Source organism: Herbaspirillum sp. Sphag64 (genome assembly GCF_014192645.1).
In the GTDB taxonomy this organism is placed as follows: Bacteria; Pseudomonadota; Gammaproteobacteria; order Burkholderiales; family Burkholderiaceae_D; genus Herbaspirillum.
Genome location: NZ_JACHYE010000005.1, coordinates 268412 through 285922, shown reverse-complemented (window position 1 = coordinate 285922; position 17511 = coordinate 268412). Strand labels below are relative to the sequence as shown.

Annotated in this window: 13 protein-coding genes and 1 pseudogene; 9 read left to right on the top strand and 5 right to left on the bottom strand. The window is 56.7% G+C overall.

Features of this window, described 5'->3' with window-relative positions; genetic code table 11:
• Positions 1-133: 133 nt before the first annotated feature.
• Both FHW66_RS11325 and FHW66_RS11320 read right to left on the bottom strand, forming a co-directional pair.
• Positions 134-622 carry a Dps family protein gene (locus FHW66_RS11325; protein WP_183379893.1) on the bottom strand — a complete coding sequence of 163 codons (489 nt, stop codon included), beginning with the start codon at positions 620-622 and terminating at the stop codon, positions 134-136.
• Positions 623-676: 54 nt separating this feature from the next.
• A complete protein-coding gene (locus FHW66_RS11320; RefSeq protein WP_183379892.1) occupies positions 677-1927 on the bottom strand; it encodes an MFS transporter in 1251 nt (416 codons plus the stop codon).
• Positions 1928-2167: 240 nt separating this feature from the next.
• Here FHW66_RS11320 and FHW66_RS11315 point away from each other — a divergent pair, with 240 nt between their 5' ends.
• Together FHW66_RS11315 and FHW66_RS11310 are read left to right on the top strand one after the other, a co-directional pair.
• Positions 2168-3118: a hypothetical protein gene (locus tag FHW66_RS11315; RefSeq protein WP_183379891.1), complete on the top strand. Its 951-nt coding sequence runs from the start codon at positions 2168-2170 to the stop codon at positions 3116-3118.
• 38 nt (positions 3119-3156) lie between these two features.
• Positions 3157-5448: a UvrD-helicase domain-containing protein gene (locus tag FHW66_RS11310; protein WP_183379890.1), complete on the top strand. Its 2292-nt coding sequence runs from the start codon at positions 3157-3159 to the stop codon at positions 5446-5448.
• A 28-nt stretch (positions 5449-5476) separates the two neighbouring features.
• Here FHW66_RS11310 and FHW66_RS11305 read toward each other — a convergent pair whose 3' ends face one another.
• Both FHW66_RS11305 and FHW66_RS11300 read right to left on the bottom strand, forming a co-directional pair.
• On the bottom strand, positions 5477-6385 hold the full coding sequence (locus tag FHW66_RS11305; protein WP_183379889.1) for a carbohydrate kinase: 909 nt from the start codon (positions 6383-6385) through the stop codon (positions 5477-5479).
• 72 nt (positions 6386-6457) lie between these two features.
• Positions 6458-7450, bottom strand: coding sequence for a sugar-binding transcriptional regulator (locus FHW66_RS11300; RefSeq protein WP_183379888.1), 993 nt, complete (start codon positions 7448-7450; stop codon positions 6458-6460).
• A 326-nt stretch (positions 7451-7776) separates the two neighbouring features.
• Here FHW66_RS11300 and FHW66_RS11295 point away from each other — a divergent pair, with 326 nt between their 5' ends.
• The 7 genes and pseudogenes from FHW66_RS11295 to xylB all read left to right on the top strand — a co-directional run bounded on the left by FHW66_RS11295 (position 7777) and on the right by xylB (position 15848).
• Positions 7777-9111, top strand: coding sequence for a sugar ABC transporter substrate-binding protein (locus FHW66_RS11295; RefSeq protein WP_183379887.1), 1335 nt, complete (start codon positions 7777-7779; stop codon positions 9109-9111).
• A gap of 138 nt (positions 9112-9249) precedes the next feature.
• Positions 9250-10167 carry a carbohydrate ABC transporter permease gene (locus tag FHW66_RS11290; protein ID WP_255458932.1) on the top strand — a complete coding sequence of 306 codons (918 nt, stop codon included), beginning with the start codon at positions 9250-9252 and terminating at the stop codon, positions 10165-10167.
• Between the two features lie 26 nt (positions 10168-10193).
• Positions 10194-10976 (top strand): annotated as a pseudogene (locus tag FHW66_RS11285) (carbohydrate ABC transporter permease); the annotation flags it as partial.
• Positions 10976-11686 carry an HAD-IA family hydrolase gene (locus tag FHW66_RS11280; RefSeq protein WP_183379884.1) on the top strand — a complete coding sequence of 237 codons (711 nt, stop codon included), beginning with the start codon at positions 10976-10978 and terminating at the stop codon, positions 11684-11686. The pseudogene FHW66_RS11285 and the gene FHW66_RS11280, both read left to right, overlap by 1 nt.
• A gap of 73 nt (positions 11687-11759) precedes the next feature.
• Positions 11760-12878, top strand: coding sequence for an ABC transporter ATP-binding protein (locus FHW66_RS11275; protein WP_183379883.1), 1119 nt, complete (start codon positions 11760-11762; stop codon positions 12876-12878).
• A gap of 64 nt (positions 12879-12942) precedes the next feature.
• Entirely contained in the window at positions 12943-14364 is a 1422-nt protein-coding gene (gene dalD, locus FHW66_RS11270) for a D-arabinitol 4-dehydrogenase (RefSeq protein WP_183379882.1), read from the top strand.
• A 14-nt stretch (positions 14365-14378) separates the two neighbouring features.
• A complete protein-coding gene (gene xylB, locus FHW66_RS11265; protein WP_183379881.1) occupies positions 14379-15848 on the top strand; it encodes a xylulokinase in 1470 nt (489 codons plus the stop codon).
• A gap of 78 nt (positions 15849-15926) precedes the next feature.
• Here xylB and FHW66_RS11260 read toward each other — a convergent pair whose 3' ends face one another.
• Entirely contained in the window at positions 15927-17489 is a 1563-nt protein-coding gene (locus tag FHW66_RS11260) for a PAS domain-containing methyl-accepting chemotaxis protein (protein ID WP_183379880.1), read from the bottom strand.
• Between the last annotated feature and the right edge of the window lie 22 nt (positions 17490-17511).

Sequence of the window (17511 nt, the reverse complement as noted above, 5' to 3'; positions counted from 1 at the left end):
AAGACCAAATTAAAAGGGCTGAGTCCTGTGCAATACAGAACTCAGCCTTTGGCTGCCTAGCAATTAAACCGTCCAACTTTATGGGGTCAGTTCACAATGCCGGCATTTTTATGGGAACTGAAGAATGCCCTGATCAGCCTTCCAGCAGGCTGCGCAGCATCCAGGCATTCTTTTCATGCAGTTGCATACGTTGTGTCAGCAGGTCGGCAGTTGGCTCATCGGCAGCGGCATCGACGGTCGGGAAGATCGAGCGCGCAGTGCGGGTAACGGCTTCCTGACCAGCGACCAGTTGGCGAATCATTTCTTCGGCAGCAGGTACGCCTTCGGCTTCCGGGATCGAGGACAGCTTGGCAAATTCCTTGTACGAACCCGGTGCTGGATAGCCCAGTGCACGGATACGTTCAGCAATCAGGTCTACTGCCAACGACAGCTCGGTGTACTGACCTTCAAACATCAGGTGCAGCGTATTGAACATGGGACCAGTGACGTTCCAGTGGAAGTTATGTGTCTTCAGGTACAGCGTATAAGTATCTGCCAGCAGCTTGGACAGGCCATCTGCAATCTTCTTGCGGTCCTTGTCGTTGATGCCGATGTTGATCACTGCGACGTTCTTTTTTGCCATTGTCTTGCTCCTTGAGGTAATGGAATGCAACCCGGCAATTTTATGCCAAATTTTCTATGCTGTTCTAGTAGATCGTCGATATAGCGAGACGGTGAGTGCGACAGCGCACAGCGCGCCGATGGCGGCGAACAGAAAGACTTCTTCATAGCCGAACTGACCGACGATCAAGCCCGCCAGCGGTCCGGTCACGCCCAGTGCCAGATCAAGAAACACCGAGTAGGCCCCAAGTGCCGCACCACGATTGGAGGCTTCTACCAGACCGACTGCTTCTACGCCCAGCGATGGGAAGATCAGTGCAAAGCCAAAACCAGCCAGGGATGCGCCGATCATGGCAACTTCGGCCGAGCCGGCAAGCCATAGCGTGGTCAGGCCAATCGCTTCGACCAGAAACGAGGCAATGGCGACGCGGAAGCCACCGAAGCGATTGATCGCGTTAGCGAACAGCAGTCGTGAGCCAACAAAGAAGCTGCCAAACAGCGTCAGCGAGAAGGCCGCGTTATCCCAATTGTGGCTGGCGTAATACAGGGTGATGAAGGTGGCGATGGCACCGAAGCCGACGGTCCCCAGCGCCAGTCCCAGCCCATACGGCAGGACGCGCCGCAACACCAGCTTGAATGCCAGCCGTTCACCATGTACCACGGGTACCGAAGGACGTGGCCGTGCTGCCAGATAGCCAATCAGTGCCAGCCCCAGTCCGGCAAAACCAATCGCCGAGAATCCGAACAGATGTTGCAATGCCACGCCCAGCGGTGCACCCAATGCCAGTGCGCCATAGGTAGCGATGCCGTTCCACGAAATCATCCGTGCCGTATGGGTTGCACCGATGCGGCCGATGCCCCAGATGATGGCGCCGGTACCGACCAGACTTTCGGCAACGCCGAGGCAGCAACGGCTGATCAGCAGCAGGCTCAGGCTGAGCCAATGCAGTTCGCTGGTCCATGCTGCCAGCACCAGGAAGGCGCTGCTGATAGCGCAGCCCAGCATGCCGCGCATCACAGTCTGCTTGGGGCCGAGCGTATCGACCATGCGACCTGCCTGAGCACGGGTGGCGAAGGTGGACAGGTAATGCACACTGATTGCCAGGCCAGCGACGAAGGAGCTGTAGCCGAGATCCAGATGGACATAACCCGGCAATACGGCCAGTGGGATACCAATGGTCAGATAGGCCAGGAAGGTGAACAACACAGTCGATAGAATCTGTGAGATGACCGTACTTTGCGGTGCGTTGGTGTCGGGCTGCGCAGATAAAGTCGTCGCAGTGGCAGCTGGCGTAGCAGGGGAAGGGCGTAGGGCTTCGTCGGACATAGAGGTATGTGGTAGTACAGAAGGGACTGCGTGCTGATGCGCCACCTGCAAATGGAGGCAAATGCGGAGGATGCAGGTAAAGCTGTATGACAGCATTTTACTCTTGTTGATACTGGCTTGCAGAAAGCTGACAAAAACGATATCCGTGGTAGGAGCGAGAGTTGTCTGTAGGATGTCTGTATTTCAAGGGTGCAAAAGGTGGCGCTCATATTGAATCCCTCCTTCTTGACAGGAATCACCATGCCCGCTCCTATTGGTAACGCCAACGCTACCACCGTCCAACCGCGTTTTCCGACACATCACAATGCCCGGGGCCCTGAATTGGAACATTTCCTCACGGTGGAAGCTGTCTTCAGCACGATACAGCAACTAGACACCCTTCCGCCGCATGTGACCCGCCAGCCGCAGGTTGAGAGGCTTTTCCCGAATTGTTCAAATGTATGGGGCCCTGAACGGCCCTGTTCCCTCTCGATGAAAGCTGTTTCCAGCATGATGCCGAAACCAGAATTCTCCAAGGCTACCGGTATCCCTCAAGAGAATCCCTTGTTCCATTACGTGACGCCTCCGGGCGGTGAAATTGAGAGCGGCGTGCAGGTACAGGCTGTGCAGCCAGTGTTACCAACTGCAGATCTGCCTGCGGCTCTGCCAGCTGCAGAGCCGGGATGGCACGAGCTGGCGCGTTATATCAACCCGGATAACAGTCTGACGCAGGCGGGTATGGAGTTGGCGGCATCTGCAGAGAGCGAAGCACTGCTTTATATGGGCACTGAGCCTAGGGCGATTAACTTTCCGATCATGCTGGCTTGGATCGTCGAGAGACCGGAGACCATCTATCAGATTGAAGTTTTTCGCGGTCGTCACTTCATCACGTATACTCCCGCTCAATTCGTAGACCCGAACGCAGTATTGACGTCAAAAGGCGTTACTCGGGCATATGAGTATCTGGAAAAACCATTCAAGACCTTGAGGATCGAGCATATTGTCGATCTGATCAACCGACGTTGCTTTCGCCGGGAAGTCTTTACAGAGATAGACATGTTCAAGCATCACGGCGTCAATCCATTTGCATCGCGCCAGATAGTTTCTTTCCGTGCATCAGGCAAATACAGATTCACCGGGCGCGGCTTGCGCTGGATGAGCGAACGCGATCCCAACTTCAATCCGCTCAAGCCGTATCTGCCTGCGCAGTAAAGCGCATCTGTATAGGCATACAGTCGTATAATCGCGGGATGCAAAATCTTCTCCATAATCTCAACGAAGAGCAGCTCGCTGCTGTGACCCTGCCGGCGCAATCGGCTCTGATTCTGGCCGGAGCCGGTTCTGGCAAGACCCGTGTATTGACGACCCGGATTGCCTGGCTGATTCAGACCGGCCAGGTATCGCCTGCTGGTATTCTGGCGGTGACCTTTACCAACAAGGCCGCCAAGGAAATGCTGGCACGGCTGTCGGCGATGATGCCCATCAATACCCGCGGTATGTGGATCGGTACCTTCCACGGCTTGTGTAACCGTCTGCTGCGTGCACATCATCGCGATGCCGGCTTGCCACAGACCTTTCAGATTCTGGATTCCCAGGATCAGTTATCGGCCATCAAACGCCTGCTCAAGCAGATGAATGTCGATGATGAAAAATATCCGCCGCGCAACCTGATGTACTTCATCAACAGTGCCAAGGATCAGGGTTTGCGTGCCAAGGATGTGGAAGCGCACGACGACTATAACCGCAAGTTCGTCGAGCTGTATGAACTTTACGATCATCAATGCCAGCGGGAAGGCGTGGTCGATTTTGCGGAACTGCTATTGCGTAGCTATGAATTGTTGTCCCGCAATCAACCGTTGCGCGAGCATTATCAGCAACGCTTCAAGCATATTCTGGTCGATGAGTTTCAGGATACCAATGACTTGCAGTACAAGTGGCTCAAACTCATGTCGGGGCAGGGACAAATCAACGCCGGTGCGGTTTTTGCCGTGGGCGATGATGACCAGAGTATCTACGCGTTCCGTGGTGCCAATGTCGGCAACATGCAGGCATTCGAGCATGAATTCCGCGTCCAGAACATGATCAAGCTGGAGCAGAACTACCGCTCGCATGGTCATATTCTGGATGCCGCCAATATCCTGATTGCCAACAACAGCAAGCGTCTGGGCAAGAACCTGCGCACCGATGCCGGGCATGGCGAGCAGGTGCGTGTGTTTGAGGCCAGCAGTGATTTGCAGGAAGCGCAATGGATTATTGAACAGGTCAAAAATCTGATTGCCGAGGGTTGGTCGCGTAGCGAGATTGCGTTGCTCTATCGTTCCAATGCACAGTCCCGGGTGCTGGAGCATGCGCTATTCAGTTCCGCTATTCCGTATCGGGTCTATGGTGGTCAGCGCTTCTTTGAGCGCGCGGAAATCAAGCATGCAATTGCCTATCTGCAGTTGATGGACAATCTGCACAATGACTCCGCGTTCCTGCGGGTGGTCAATTTCCCGACCCGTGGTATCGGCGCCAAGGCGCTGGAACAATTGCAGGATGCTGCGCGTCAGCAAGGCTGCTCACTCTACGCGGCGGTGCCCTATGTGGCGGGCAAGGCAGGCTCTTCACTGAACGCCTTTATCAAGCTGATCGAAGGTGCACGTTTTGAAACCCAACATTTGCCCTTGCAGGAAATGGTCAAAGTCGTGCTCGATGCAAGCAGCCTGATCACGCATTACCAGAGCGAAAAAGAAGGTGCGGACCGGATCGAGAATCTGGAGCAATTGGTCAGTGCGGCAACCTTATTCGTGTCGGAAGAAGGGTATGGGCTCGATACCCCTGCCTTCCTCGGACCGCAGGCGCAGGCTGTCGCCGGAACCTCGATTACGACCGCTGATGGCGTCGAGATCATGGATGCTGATGCGCCATTGGCAGCGGTGATGTCGCCGTTGTCTGCCTTCCTGTCGCATGCGTCGCTGGAGGCGGGCGATAATCAGGCGCAGGTTGGCCAGGATGCGCTGCAATTGATGACCGTGCATTCGGCCAAGGGGCTGGAGTTTGATGCGGTGTTCATCACCGGTCTGGAAGAAGGGTTGTTCCCACATGAGAACAGCGCCAAGGAAGAGGGAGGCGTGGAAGAAGAGCGCCGTCTGATGTACGTGGCAATCACGCGTGCCCGCAAGCGGTTGTACATGAGCTTTTCGCAGACCCGCATGTTGCACGGTCAGACCCGTTATAACCTGCGCTCGCGCTTCTTTGATGAATTGCCGGATGAAGCCATCAAATGGCTGTCCCCCAAGATTGCCCAGCAGGCTGGCTGGTTTGCCCATCCCAAGGCTGCCTGGGACGAGGCTCCCGAGTCTGGCAACAATAAAATTGCGCAGAATTTCTCACGGCCTGATTCAGGCTGGCGCATTGGTCAGAACGTGGCACATGCCAAGTTCGGGGAAGGCGTCATCGTCAATATCGAAGGTGGTGGCGGCAGCACCCGGGCCCATATCAACTTCGGTAAATTCGGGATGAAGTTGCTGGACCTGAGTGTGGCCAAGCTGGAAAAACTTTAACAGTCATCAGCCGCAACCCGACTGGTGTTCAGCTGGTCGGGCCAATCAAGGTCTTGGCTTCTTCCCAGGTCGCCGCATAAGCGCCGGCGCGCGCTGCCGACAATGCCGCACTGGCCGCAGCATGGCGCAGGTGGGTCGCCACCGGCGCTTCTGGCTGGCGCAGTACGCTAGCCATCCAGCCGCCCATGGCTGCATCGCCGCAGCCGACGGTGTCAATCACAGTCACTGGATAGATCGCTTGCGTGACGACCTCATTTCCCTTGATCCAGCGCATGCCACCAGCGCCCAGCGTAAGCAGGATTTCTGCCTGTGGTGCCAGTGCTTGCAATGTGGCCAGTGCCTGTGGATCACCGGGGAACAGCTTTTCCAGATCCTCGTCCGAGACCTTCACATAATGCGACAGCGACAATAATTTGCGTAGCAGCGGCTGGTAATGCGGCTGGGCCATCAGCTTGCGCCAGTTCGGATCAAAGGCGATACGCTTACCACGCTGGGCCGCTGTGATCGCGATATCCAGCAGGCGCGAGGCGAGCGGTTCACGGGCCAGGCTGATGCAGCCAAAGTGCAGTATGCGTGCTGCATCGAGCCAGTCTGCGGGTAGCCGGGAAGGGTCAAAATGCAAATCAGCACTGTCGTCGCCGACAAAGAAGTAATCCGGTGGCGTGGTCGAGGTCACCATCGCCAGCAGTGGTGACTTGTCGACCTGTTGCAGATAGCGCATATCGAGTCCGGCCGCTTGCGTGAGGCCACGCAATTCTTCGCCAAACACGTCGCTGCTGATGGCACCTGCGTAGCCGGTCGTCACACCCAGACGCGCGGCAGCGCGCGCAACGTTCCAGCAGGCACCACCAGGGATGGCGCGCCAATGGCCCTCAGGCTGGCGGATGAAGTCGGTCAGTGCTTCGCCGAAGACGACGAATTCAGTGGGGTTGCTCATGGTGTCTCCGTTTATCGGTGTTTTTGGGTTGAACGAGCTAATGGGGCTGATGTATGCATGGCACTGCAGGTTTCAGTCATCCTGCAGTGCAAAGCGTGCGCAGTATTCATCGGTGACCAGCCCGGTCAGCCAGCCGCCGCGCAAAGCGGCGCGCACGGCCACGGCCTTTTTGCGGCCACCAGCCATGGCAATGACCGGCTTGCTGGGTGACTTGCTCAGTGGCGGCGTGGTGATGCGTGCAGCCAGCGGCGAATCAAGCATCCGACCTTCCGCATCAAAGGCGTGGCAAATCAGTTCGCCAACGGCACCTTGCTGCTGTAATTGACGTACTTCGTCACTGTCGATGAAACCGTCTTCATGCATCGCACCTTGCAGGGCGATGGTGCCGATCCCGAGGAAGGTGACATCGGCGCGCTGGGCCAGACCGGTGACGATCTTGTAAGCGCGATGGTTGCACCATTGCCTGCGGTCGGCGTCGCTCTCCGCTACACGCGGTGCGGGCAGCAAGTAGAAGCGGCTTTGCATCTTTTCGGCAGCCTGCAATGCCACGTCGTAGCGGTTGGCTGAGCCATCGGAAGCAAAGGCACCAATCATGGAGACGATCTGGTGTTGCGGCCGCTCCATCTCGGTAATTTTCTCAATGGCTGCCTTGAGCGTACGGCCCGAGCCGACATTAACGATCAAGGGCGCTTCCTGATGCAGATATTGCTCCATCAGTTCGGCACTGGCCACAGCCAGCATGCGCTGCACTTCCTGGGTATCGTCAATACCGTCGATGTCAGCGACATCGCCAGCATCGCTCTGTGCGGCTGCGGCCGGTACCACCCGGCAAACCTCCAGTCCATAGCGTTGCTGCAAACCTTGCGCCAGTTCCAGACAGGATGAGATGGGATGGGTGATCTGTACTTTGACCAGATTGGAGGCAGCGGCATGCGCCACCATCCGTTGCGCCATCTGGCGTGAAATGCCGAGGCGTTCGGCAATTTCGTTCTGGGTATTGCCAGCGACGTAATACATCCATGCAGCGCGTGCTGCCAGGTCGAGCTTGGATGGCGTGGATGACATCGGTTTTCCTCTGCTTCTCTTTTGGGATGGGACGCTGACGTCGCCAAGGTAAAAATCTAGCCGGCATTGTAAAGCGCGCCGCGTCGGTGCAATCAACGGGATTACATCTGCAGGCATTATTTTGTGCCGCGCATTGCAGCCTTATTGCCTCGTTATTGCAGCATTATTGCCAACAATGAGTATTTGCTCAAGAAAAAAGCAAATGCTTGACTTTTTCTGGTCAATGTTTGATTATTTGCTCGCAGTTGGATTTTTTGCTCAAAAACACAATCGAGACGAAGGCCTGCGCTGAGCGCACCTTACGTCCTCATATCATGGAGACAAGCATGAAACTTCGCGCATCTGTTGCACGCATTGCTGCCGCTATGGGCTTTCTGGCCTGTGGACTGGCGCAGACCTCGGTATACGCTGATCCGGTCACTATCAATATCGCATCCATCAACAATCCCGACATGATCGAATTGCAAAAGCTGTCGCCGCAATTCGAGAAGGCCAATCCCGATATCAAACTCCGTTGGGTCACCATGGAAGAGAGCGTGCTACGGCAACGCCTCACCACCGATATCGCCACCAACAGCGGTCAGTTTGATTTGATGACGATTGGTGCCTATGAGGCGCCGATCTGGGCCAAGAAGGGCTGGCTGGCACCAATGACCGGCCTGCCGTCCGACTATGACGAAGCCGATCTGATCAAGACTGTGCGTGAAGGCTTGACCACCGATGGCAAACTGTACGCCTTGCCGTTCTACGCGGAAAGCTCGATGACGTATTACCGCAAGGACTTGTTCGCACAAAAGAATCTGAAAATGCCTGAAAAGCCGACCTGGCAAGATATCGCCAAGTTTGCTGCTGCTCTGCATGATCCTGCCAATGGTGTCTATGGCATCTGCTTGCGCGGTCGCGCCGGCTGGGGTGAAAACATGGCATTGGTCGGGACCATGGTCAATGCCTGGGGCGGTCGCTGGTTTGATGAAAAATGGCAACCACAACTGGATACGCCGGAGTGGAAGCAGGCGGTCGGTTTCTATGTCGATCTGATGCGCAAATATGGTCCACCAGGCGCCAGCTCGAATGGCTTTAATGAAAACCTGGTGCTGTTCTCGGGCGGCAAGTGCGGCATGTGGATTGATGCCACGGTGGCTGCTGGCATGCTTTATCACGGTAAGGATTCCAAGGTCGCCGACAAGACCGCTTTCGCACCGGCGCCGATGGCGACAACCGACAAGGGCTCGCACTGGTTGTGGATCTGGTCACTGGCGGTACCGAAGTCATCCAAGTCGCAGGATGCAGCACGCAAGTTTGCAGCATGGGCTACCTCTACCGAGTACATCAAGCTGGTCGCCAAGGATAGCGGCTGGGCGCTGGTGCCACCGGGTACCCGTTTGTCGACCTATGCCTCGGCTGATTACAAGAAGACTTCACCGTTCTCAGACTTTGTGCTCGATGCAATCCAGAACGCCGATGCCAATCATCCGACCATCAAGCCGGTACCGTACACCGGGATTCAGTTCGCGACCATTCCTGAATTCCAGTCCATCGGCACCATCACTGGTCAGGCGATTGCTGGTGCATTGGCAGGCAAGGGCAGTGTCGACGATGCCTTGCAGACTGCGCAGGCACAGACTGTACGCATGATGCGTCAAGGGCGTTACCTCAAGTAATCCAGGCTTTGCCCGACGATTGTTGCCGGGACTGAGGTCATGCAGGGCGCTTGCCTTGCATGACCCTCCGTACCCGCATCTGATGTAGTTGAATTCCACGCGAGGCCGCTAATGACGTCGCTTACCAATACCTCCCCCATGCCTGCTGATTCCCTTTCTCCAGCCAAGCCAGCGCAGCGTGGCACGCGCTTCCTGCCGGTGCGTCTGTTGCAGACACCGGCAGTCGCGCTGCTGTTACTCTGGATGATCGTGCCGCTGGCGATGACGATTTATTTTTCGGTCAATCGTTACAACTTGATGGCCCCTGATCAGACTGGTTTTGTCGGGCTGGAAAACTATCAGTTCCTGCTGGAAGACCCTTCCTTTTGGCCATCGATTGGCAATACTGCACTGCTGATTTCGTCGGTACTGATCATCAGCGTGATCGGTGGCACCTTGCTGGCGGTCTTGTTTGACCAACCTTTTCGTGGACGCGGAATCGCCCGGCTGCTGGTGATTGGCCCCTTCTTTGTGATGCCAACCGTGGCCGCATTGATCTGGAAAAATATGATCATGCATCCGGTCTACGGCATGCTGGCCTTCGTGATGCGCCATCTTGGCCTGCAACCGGTGGACTGGCTGGCTGAGTATCCGATGCTGTCGGTGATCATTATCGTCTCATGGCAATGGATTCCGTTTGCGTTCCTGATCCTGCTGACTGCGCTGCAATCATTGGATATGGATCAGAAGGAGGCGGCGCAGCTCGATGGTGCTGGTCCGGTACGGATTTTCTTTTACATCGTGCTGCCGCATCTGAAGCGGGCGATCACGGTGGTGATCATGATCGAAACCATTTTTCTGTTGTCGATCTTTGCCGAAATCTTCACCACCACTGCCGGTGGTCCGGGGACGGCGACCACCAATCTGACCTATCTGGTGTATTCGATCGGTCTGCAGCAGTTTGACATCGGCATTGCCTCGGCAGGTGGCATTTTTGCTGTAGTACTGGCCAATATCGTGTCGTTTTTCCTGGTGCGCATGCTGGCGCGCAACCTCAAGGGAGTCAATGAAAAATGAATGTCCGAAAAAGTCCCTGGTGGGTTGGCCTGCTGGCCTGGAGTTGCGCCATTGTCTTGTTCTTTCCGATTTTCTGGATTGCGGTCACGGCCTTCAAGACCGAGCATCAGGCGTATGTGCCGAGCCTGTTCTTCTTGCCGACATTGGATACCTTCCGCGAAGTGCTGGAGCGCAGCAGTTATCTGAGCTTCGTCAAGAACTCCGTGATTGTGGCACTCGGATCAACCTTGCTGTCGCTGGTGTTGGCGGTACCGGCGGCGTATTCGATGGCCTTTTTTCCGACCGGCCGGACGCAGAAGTTATTGTTGTGGATGTTGTCGACCAAGATGATGCCCGCTGTCGGCGTGCTGGTTCCGATTTATCTGCTGGCCAAGAATAGCGGCATGCTGGACTCCGTGACCGGTTTGCTGATCATCTACACGCTGATCAATTTACCGATTGCCGTCTGGATGGCATTCACCTATTTCAATGACGTACCCAAGGAGATTCTGGAAGCGGCCCGCATCGATGGTGCCAATGCCTGGCAGGAGATGATTTATCTATTGTTGCCAACCGCCATGCCGGGACTGGCATCGACGGCATTGCTACTGATTATTCTGGCCTGGAACGAGGCTTTCTGGAGTCTCAATCTGACCAGTGTCAATGCCGCACCGCTGACCGTCTTCATCGCTTCTTACTCGAACCCGGAAGGTTTGTTCTGGGCCAAGCTCTCTGCTGCCTCGTTGCTGGCAATTGCACCCATCATGGCCTTGGGCTGGCTGGCGCAAAAGCAGCTAGTGCGTGGTCTGACCTTTGGTGCGGTGAAGTAATGACGACGATTGCGCAACCCTCCGGTATCACCCATTTGATCTGTGATTGCGATGGCGTACTGCTCGACAGCGAGCGCATTGCCCTGCGTGTACTGCATGCGCAGTTGTTGCCGCTCTTGCCGGCACAACACGATGCAGATGCCTTGTATCAGGCCATTGCGGTGCGGTTGGGCATGTTCACCTCGCAATTGCTGGCGGAGCTTGATCACGATTTTTCGCTGAGATTGACGTCCGCGATTAGCGCCGGGATTCACGAGGCGGTTGGGCTTGCCTGCGCCACGGAGGTTATCGCTGTTCCCGGCGTGGCCGAGGCGCTGCAGCAGATCAGCTTGCCCAAGGCGGTCGCCAGCAACAGCAGTTTGCCTCGCATCGAACAGGGCTTGGCGCGTTGCGGTTTGCTGCCGTTGTTTGCCGGTCATATTCATAGCGCTGATGAGGTCGGCCATCCTAAACCGGCACCGCATGTCTATCTGGCTGCTGCGGCTGGCCTGGGCGTTGATCCGCGTCATTGCGTAGCGATCGATGACAGCGTCACCGGTGTACGTGCTGCCAGTGCCGCTGGCATGCGCGTGATTGGCTTTACCGGCGTGGCGCATGACAAGGCCGGAATGGCCAGCAAGCTGCTTGCCGCCGGTGCTGAACAGGTATTTGAATACATGCATGACTTGCCGCTGTTGCTGGCTGATCTGCTGGCGGTCAATGAGGCCTGAACAGCGACGTTGACGACCGCAATAGCGCAGGCAATGACAACCCCACAAGACCAAAGACAAACTGGAGACTGACATGGCAGCTGTGACCATTAACAATCTTTCCAAGCGCTATGACGATAATGAAGTCATGCGTGACATTAATCTGGACATCGAAGATGGCGAGTTTGTCGTCTTTGTCGGCCCCTCTGGCTGTGGCAAGTCGACCTTGTTACGGATGATCGCCGGTCTGGAAGACATCAGCGCCGGTGACCTGCTGATCGGCGGACGCCGCATGAATGAGGTGCCCGCTGCCAAGCGCGGCATTGCCATGGTGTTTCAATCGTATGCGTTGTATCCACATATGACCCTGTACGACAACATGGCTTTCGGTCTCAAGATCGCTGGTAAATCCAAACAGGAGATTGATCAGGCGGTGCAGCATGCCGCGCGCATCCTGCACATTGATCATTTGCTGGACCGCAAGCCACGCGCCTTGTCGGGTGGGCAACGCCAGCGGGTGGCGATTGGTCGCGCGATTACCCGGCAACCAAGCGTATTCCTGTTTGATGAACCCTTGTCGAATCTCGATGCAGCCTTGCGGGTGAAGATGCGACTGGAGTTTTCCAAGCTGCACGATGATCTCAAGACCACCATGATTTACGTGACCCACGATCAGATCGAAGCGATGACACTGGCCGACAAGATCGTGGTTTTATCCGCCGGCAGGATTGAGCAGGTTGGTTCGCCGCAGCAGCTTTACCATCATCCTGCGAATCGCTTTGTGGCAGGCTTCATTGGTTCGCCCAAGATGAATTTCATTGATGCCAAGGTGGTGGGTACCAGTGCTGCCGGGGCATTGCTGGAACTCACCGGTGGTGGCGTGCAGCTGGCGGCAGTCGATGCCAGCAGCCTGCAGCTGGGCGAGCAGGTCACGCTGGGTGTCCGGCCTGAGCATTTGCGCATTGTCGACACCAACACGACACCGACCTTGCAGGCGCGTTTCACCGCACTGGAATTGCTGGGCGATTTTTCTTACCTTTATGCGGGCAGCGAGGCCGCTGAAGAAGCCCTGATTTTGCGCGTCTCTGACAGTCTACAACTGGCTAGCGGCAGCATCATCGGGATTACGGCTGATCCTGAGCGCTGCCATCTGTTCCGCAGCGACGGCAGTGCTTTGCCACGTCAAATCGCGACACTACCGGTGGCAGCCTGAGTTACTCATACAGTTTCCATTTCATTCGCACTCATTCGTATTCATCCGTATTCACGAGGACACCATGACAACCCGACCTTCACCCAAGGACCTGATCTGGCTGCACATTGGCGCCGGGTCCTTTCATCGCGCCCATCAGGCGGTCTATCTGCATCGCCTGCGGGAGCAGGGTGACGACGAAGACCGTCGCTGGCAACTGGCGCTGGGCAATATCCGGGCCGACATGGCGCCGTTGCTACAGGCGTTGCAACAGCAGGACGGTCGCTACACGCTGGAAACAGTCACGCCGCAAGGCCATCGTGCTTACGAGACGATCAGATCTGTGCGGCAGATCGTTCCCTGGGATGCACAGCTCAAGGCATTGGTGAAGACGGGCGCTGATCCGCGCACACGGGTGATTTCATTTACCGTCACCGAAGCCGGCTACTACCTTGATCACAGCCATCAGCTGGATCCGCGCAATCCTGATCTGGCGGCGGATCTGGAAGGGCAACGCGGCACGATTTACGGTGCACTGGCTGCCATCCTGCAGGCCCGCATGGAAGCGCAAGCAGGTCCGCTGACTTTGCTCAATTGCGATAATCTGCGGCACAACGGCGAACGCTTTTTCTCAGGCCTGCAACAGTTCTTGCGCTTGCGTGCACAGGACGCTTTGCTGGACTGGGTCATGCAACATGTCAGCAGTCCCAATTCGATGGTCGACCGTATCACACCAAGGCCGACACCAAGCGTGCGTCAGCGGGTGCTGGAAGTTACCGGCGTGGACGATCCTTGCGCACTGATGGCGGAATCCTTTATTCAATGGGTGATCGAGGATGATTTCCGGGCAGGACGCCCAGCGCTGGAAAAGGTCGGAGTCGAACTGGTGCCATCGGTGCTGCCGTACGAAGAAGCCAAGATCCGTATTCTCAATGCCAGCCACAGTTGTATTGCCTGGGCGGGTACCTTGATCGGTCTACAGTACATCCATGAAGGCACAAGCAATGCCGCTATCCGGAAACTGGCGTACGACTATGTGACGCAGGACGTGATCGGCTGCCTGTCACCGAGCCCACTGGATCTGGAGAGCTACCGCGACATGACCTTGGCACGCTTCGGTAATCCGGCGATTGAAGATACCAATCAGCGGGTCGCAGCAGATGGGTTTTCAAAAATTCCTGGCTTCATCCGACCGACCATTGCCGATTCTCTGGAGCGTGGCCATGTGCCAAGCAGCACAGCGATTTTGCCGGCCCTGTTTTTTGTCTTCTTGCAGCACTGGGCTGCGGGGCAGTTACCGTACGATTATCAGGATGGCGTGTTCGATCCCGGCGCAGTGCGGCGCATGCTAGCAGCACCGGACCCCTTGCGTGCCTTCTGTGCCGATACCTTGCTGTGGGGGCCGCTGGCGGCAACCCCGGCGCTCGAACAGCTATTGCGTGATGCATTGGCAGTGGTCAAGGAGTGGCTGGTGGCTTCGACTACAATGCCTGCTCATTCATCCTGACCTTAGGGAACATCATGTATCTGGGGATTGACCTTGGTACTTCGGAAGTCAAGGCTGTCGTCATCGACGATGCCGGCAAGCTGCTGGCGCTGGCCGGTACCGCGCTGACGGTATCGCGTCCGCATCCACGCTGGTCGGAGCAGGAGCCCGCGCATTGGTGGGCGGCAAGCTGCGAGACCATCGCCAAGTTGCGTACACAGCTCGGTGAGGCGCGTTTTGCCACGATCCGCGCCATTGGGCTATCAGGCCAGATGCATGGCGCGGTGTTGCTGGATGCGGATAATCAGGTCTTGCGTCCTGCCATTTTGTGGAGCGACTCACGCAGTACCGAGGAGTGCGCTGAATTATCCCGGCGCGCACCGGAACTGCATGCCATTGCCGGCAATCTTGCCATGCCGGGCTTTACTGCACCGAAACTGATGTGGGTAGCGCGCCATGAGCCGCAACTGTTTGCGCGCGTGGCGTGCGTGCTGTTGCCCAAGGACTGGTTGCGCCTGCAAATGACCGGACAAAAGATATCTGATCCTTCCGATGCAGGCGGCACCCTGTGGCTGGACGTGGCGCAACGTGATTGGTCCGATACGCTATTGGCGGCCAGTGGTATGCGGCGCACACAAATGCCGACACTGGTTGATGGCTGTGCTGCCAGCGGTTTTCTGTTGCCAGCGGTGGCGCAGAGTTGGGGTTTGTCGCCGCAGGTTCAGGTGGCCGGCGGTGGTGGCGATGGCGCGGCCAGTGCGGTCGGCATCGGCGCGATCAATCCGGGCGATGGATTTTTATCGCTGGGAACATCGGGTGTACTGTTTGTTGTCAATGACCGTTTCAGGCCCAATCCGGCACGGGCGATTCATGCTTTCTGTCATACCTTGCCGCAGCGCTGGCATCAGATGAGTGTGATGTTGTCTGCGGCTAGTTGTCTGCGCTGGTTCTGTCGTCTCTGCAGCGTGGATGAGCAGACCCTGTTGCAGGAAGTGGCGGCGCTGACGCCTGAGCAGCAGGCGCAGGCACCGTTGTTCCTGCCGTATCTGTCGGGCGAGCGAACGCCGCACAATGATCCCTACGCGCAGGGCATGTTCCATGGTCTGTCGCCCGAGCATCAGCGCGCCGCATTGGCCTATGCCGTGTTGGAGGGCGTCAGTTTTGGCATGGTTGATGGTCTGGACGCCTTGCGCGCAGCCGGTACCGATGTCCAGCAATTGTCATTGGTTGGGGGCGGTGCCCGTAGCACCTATTGGGCCCAGTTGCTCAGCGATGCGCTGGATGTACGTATCGTGACCCACGTCGGAAGCGAAGCCGGTGGCGCCTTGGGTGCTGCACGACTGGCATGGCTGATGGCAGGTGGTAGCGAGCAGGAGGTGTGCAGCAAGCCGCCACAGCAGGATCTCTTCATCCCGCAGCGCCAGCGTCATACGATGTTGCAGCCACGCTTGCAGCGTTATCGAGAGATTTATCGGCGCTGGTCGCCGTTACCTGAAATGGCATGAAAAACGGCAGGGAGCCTATCGCTGCCTGCCGTTTGAGGATGTGGCCCGGGCTGCCGTGAGCAGCTCATGCTTATACGGTTATCGGTGCTGGAACTTGAATACCGAAATAGCCTGCAATAGCCGTGTAGTCTGATCTTCGAGACTATTAGCCGCTGCTGCTGCCTGTTCTACCAGCGCGGCATTTTGCTGGGTACTTTGATCCATGTCGGTCACCGCAGCATGCACTTGCGTAATACCACTGCTCTGCTGCTGGCTGGCAATTGTGATTTCACTCATGATGCCGGTCACACGCTGGACCGAGCCGACAATGTCATTCATCGTGCTGCGCGCATCATCGACCAGACGATTGCCGATATCGACCTTCTCTACCGAATCCTCGATCAGTGTCTTGATTTCCTTGGCGGCACCGGCCGAGCGTTGCGCCAGACTACGTACTTCCGAGGCGACGACCGCAAATCCACGACCTTGCTCACCGGCACGGGCTGCTTCTACGGCGGCATTCAGGGCCAGAATATTGGTCTGGAAGGCGATGCTGTCGATCAGGCTGATGATGTCGACGATCTTCTTCGACGATTCGCTGATTTCACTCATAGTGGTGCCGGTCTTGGCCACCACATCACCACCCTTGACCGCGATGGCGGAGGCAGAGGCAGCCAGTTGATTGGCTTGCAAGGCGCTTTCAGCGTTCTGGCGCACGGTGCCGGCGAGCTCTTCCATGCTGGCGGCGGTTTCTTCCAGATTGGATGCCTGTGATTCGGTACGGCGCGACAGGTCCATATTGCCTGCGGCAATTTCCCGCGTGGCACCGTTGATCGACTCAACATTGGCACGCACGTCGCTGATGATGGCGGTCAGGTTGATGTTCATCTGGCGCAGTGCACGCAGAAGACGACCGATTTCGTCGGGACGATCGGAGGTGATGCTACTCGACAGATCGCCACCGGTGATCGCATAAGTCGCTTCCAGCGCCTGCTTGATTGGACGCACCAGAGCGGTATGCAAGGCCAACCAGATCGACAGCGTGACCAAGATCGCGAGGACGCCGATGATGGCGTTGAACGGGCTGTGGCCGACAGTCAGACTGATGATGGCTGCTGCCACCTGCAGGCTCAACTGCGTCAGCATGGCGGCCTTGATCTTGGTATTGAGCTGCAGTTGATGAAGTTTGCTGATCCAGCCCTTGATGCCGGTTTTGACCACCGCGCCCTGCTCGATGGCGATACCCTTGGCCTTGCCTTTGCGGATATCGGCGTAGAGTTTGTCGGCCGCGGCAATATCGTCCCGGCGCGGCTTAGTCCGTACCGACATGTAGCCGATGATCTGGCCCTTTTCGCGCACCGGAGTAATGTTGGCCTGGACCCAGTAGTGATTACCGCTCTTACACCGATTTTTGACCAGACCGGTCCAGGGAATGCCTTTCTTGACGGTACGCCACATGTCGGCGAAGGCTTCTGCCGGCATGTCAGGGTGGCGCACGATATTCTGTGGTGCCCCCATCAATTCTTCTTCCGAAAATCCGCTGATCTCGACGAAATAGGGATTGACGTAAGTGATATTGCCTTTGAGGTCGGTTTTTGACACGATGGACTTGCCATCTTGCAACAAAGTTTCGATATTGGTTACGGGCAAATTCATGCGCATCTTGGTTCCCCTGAATTACTTG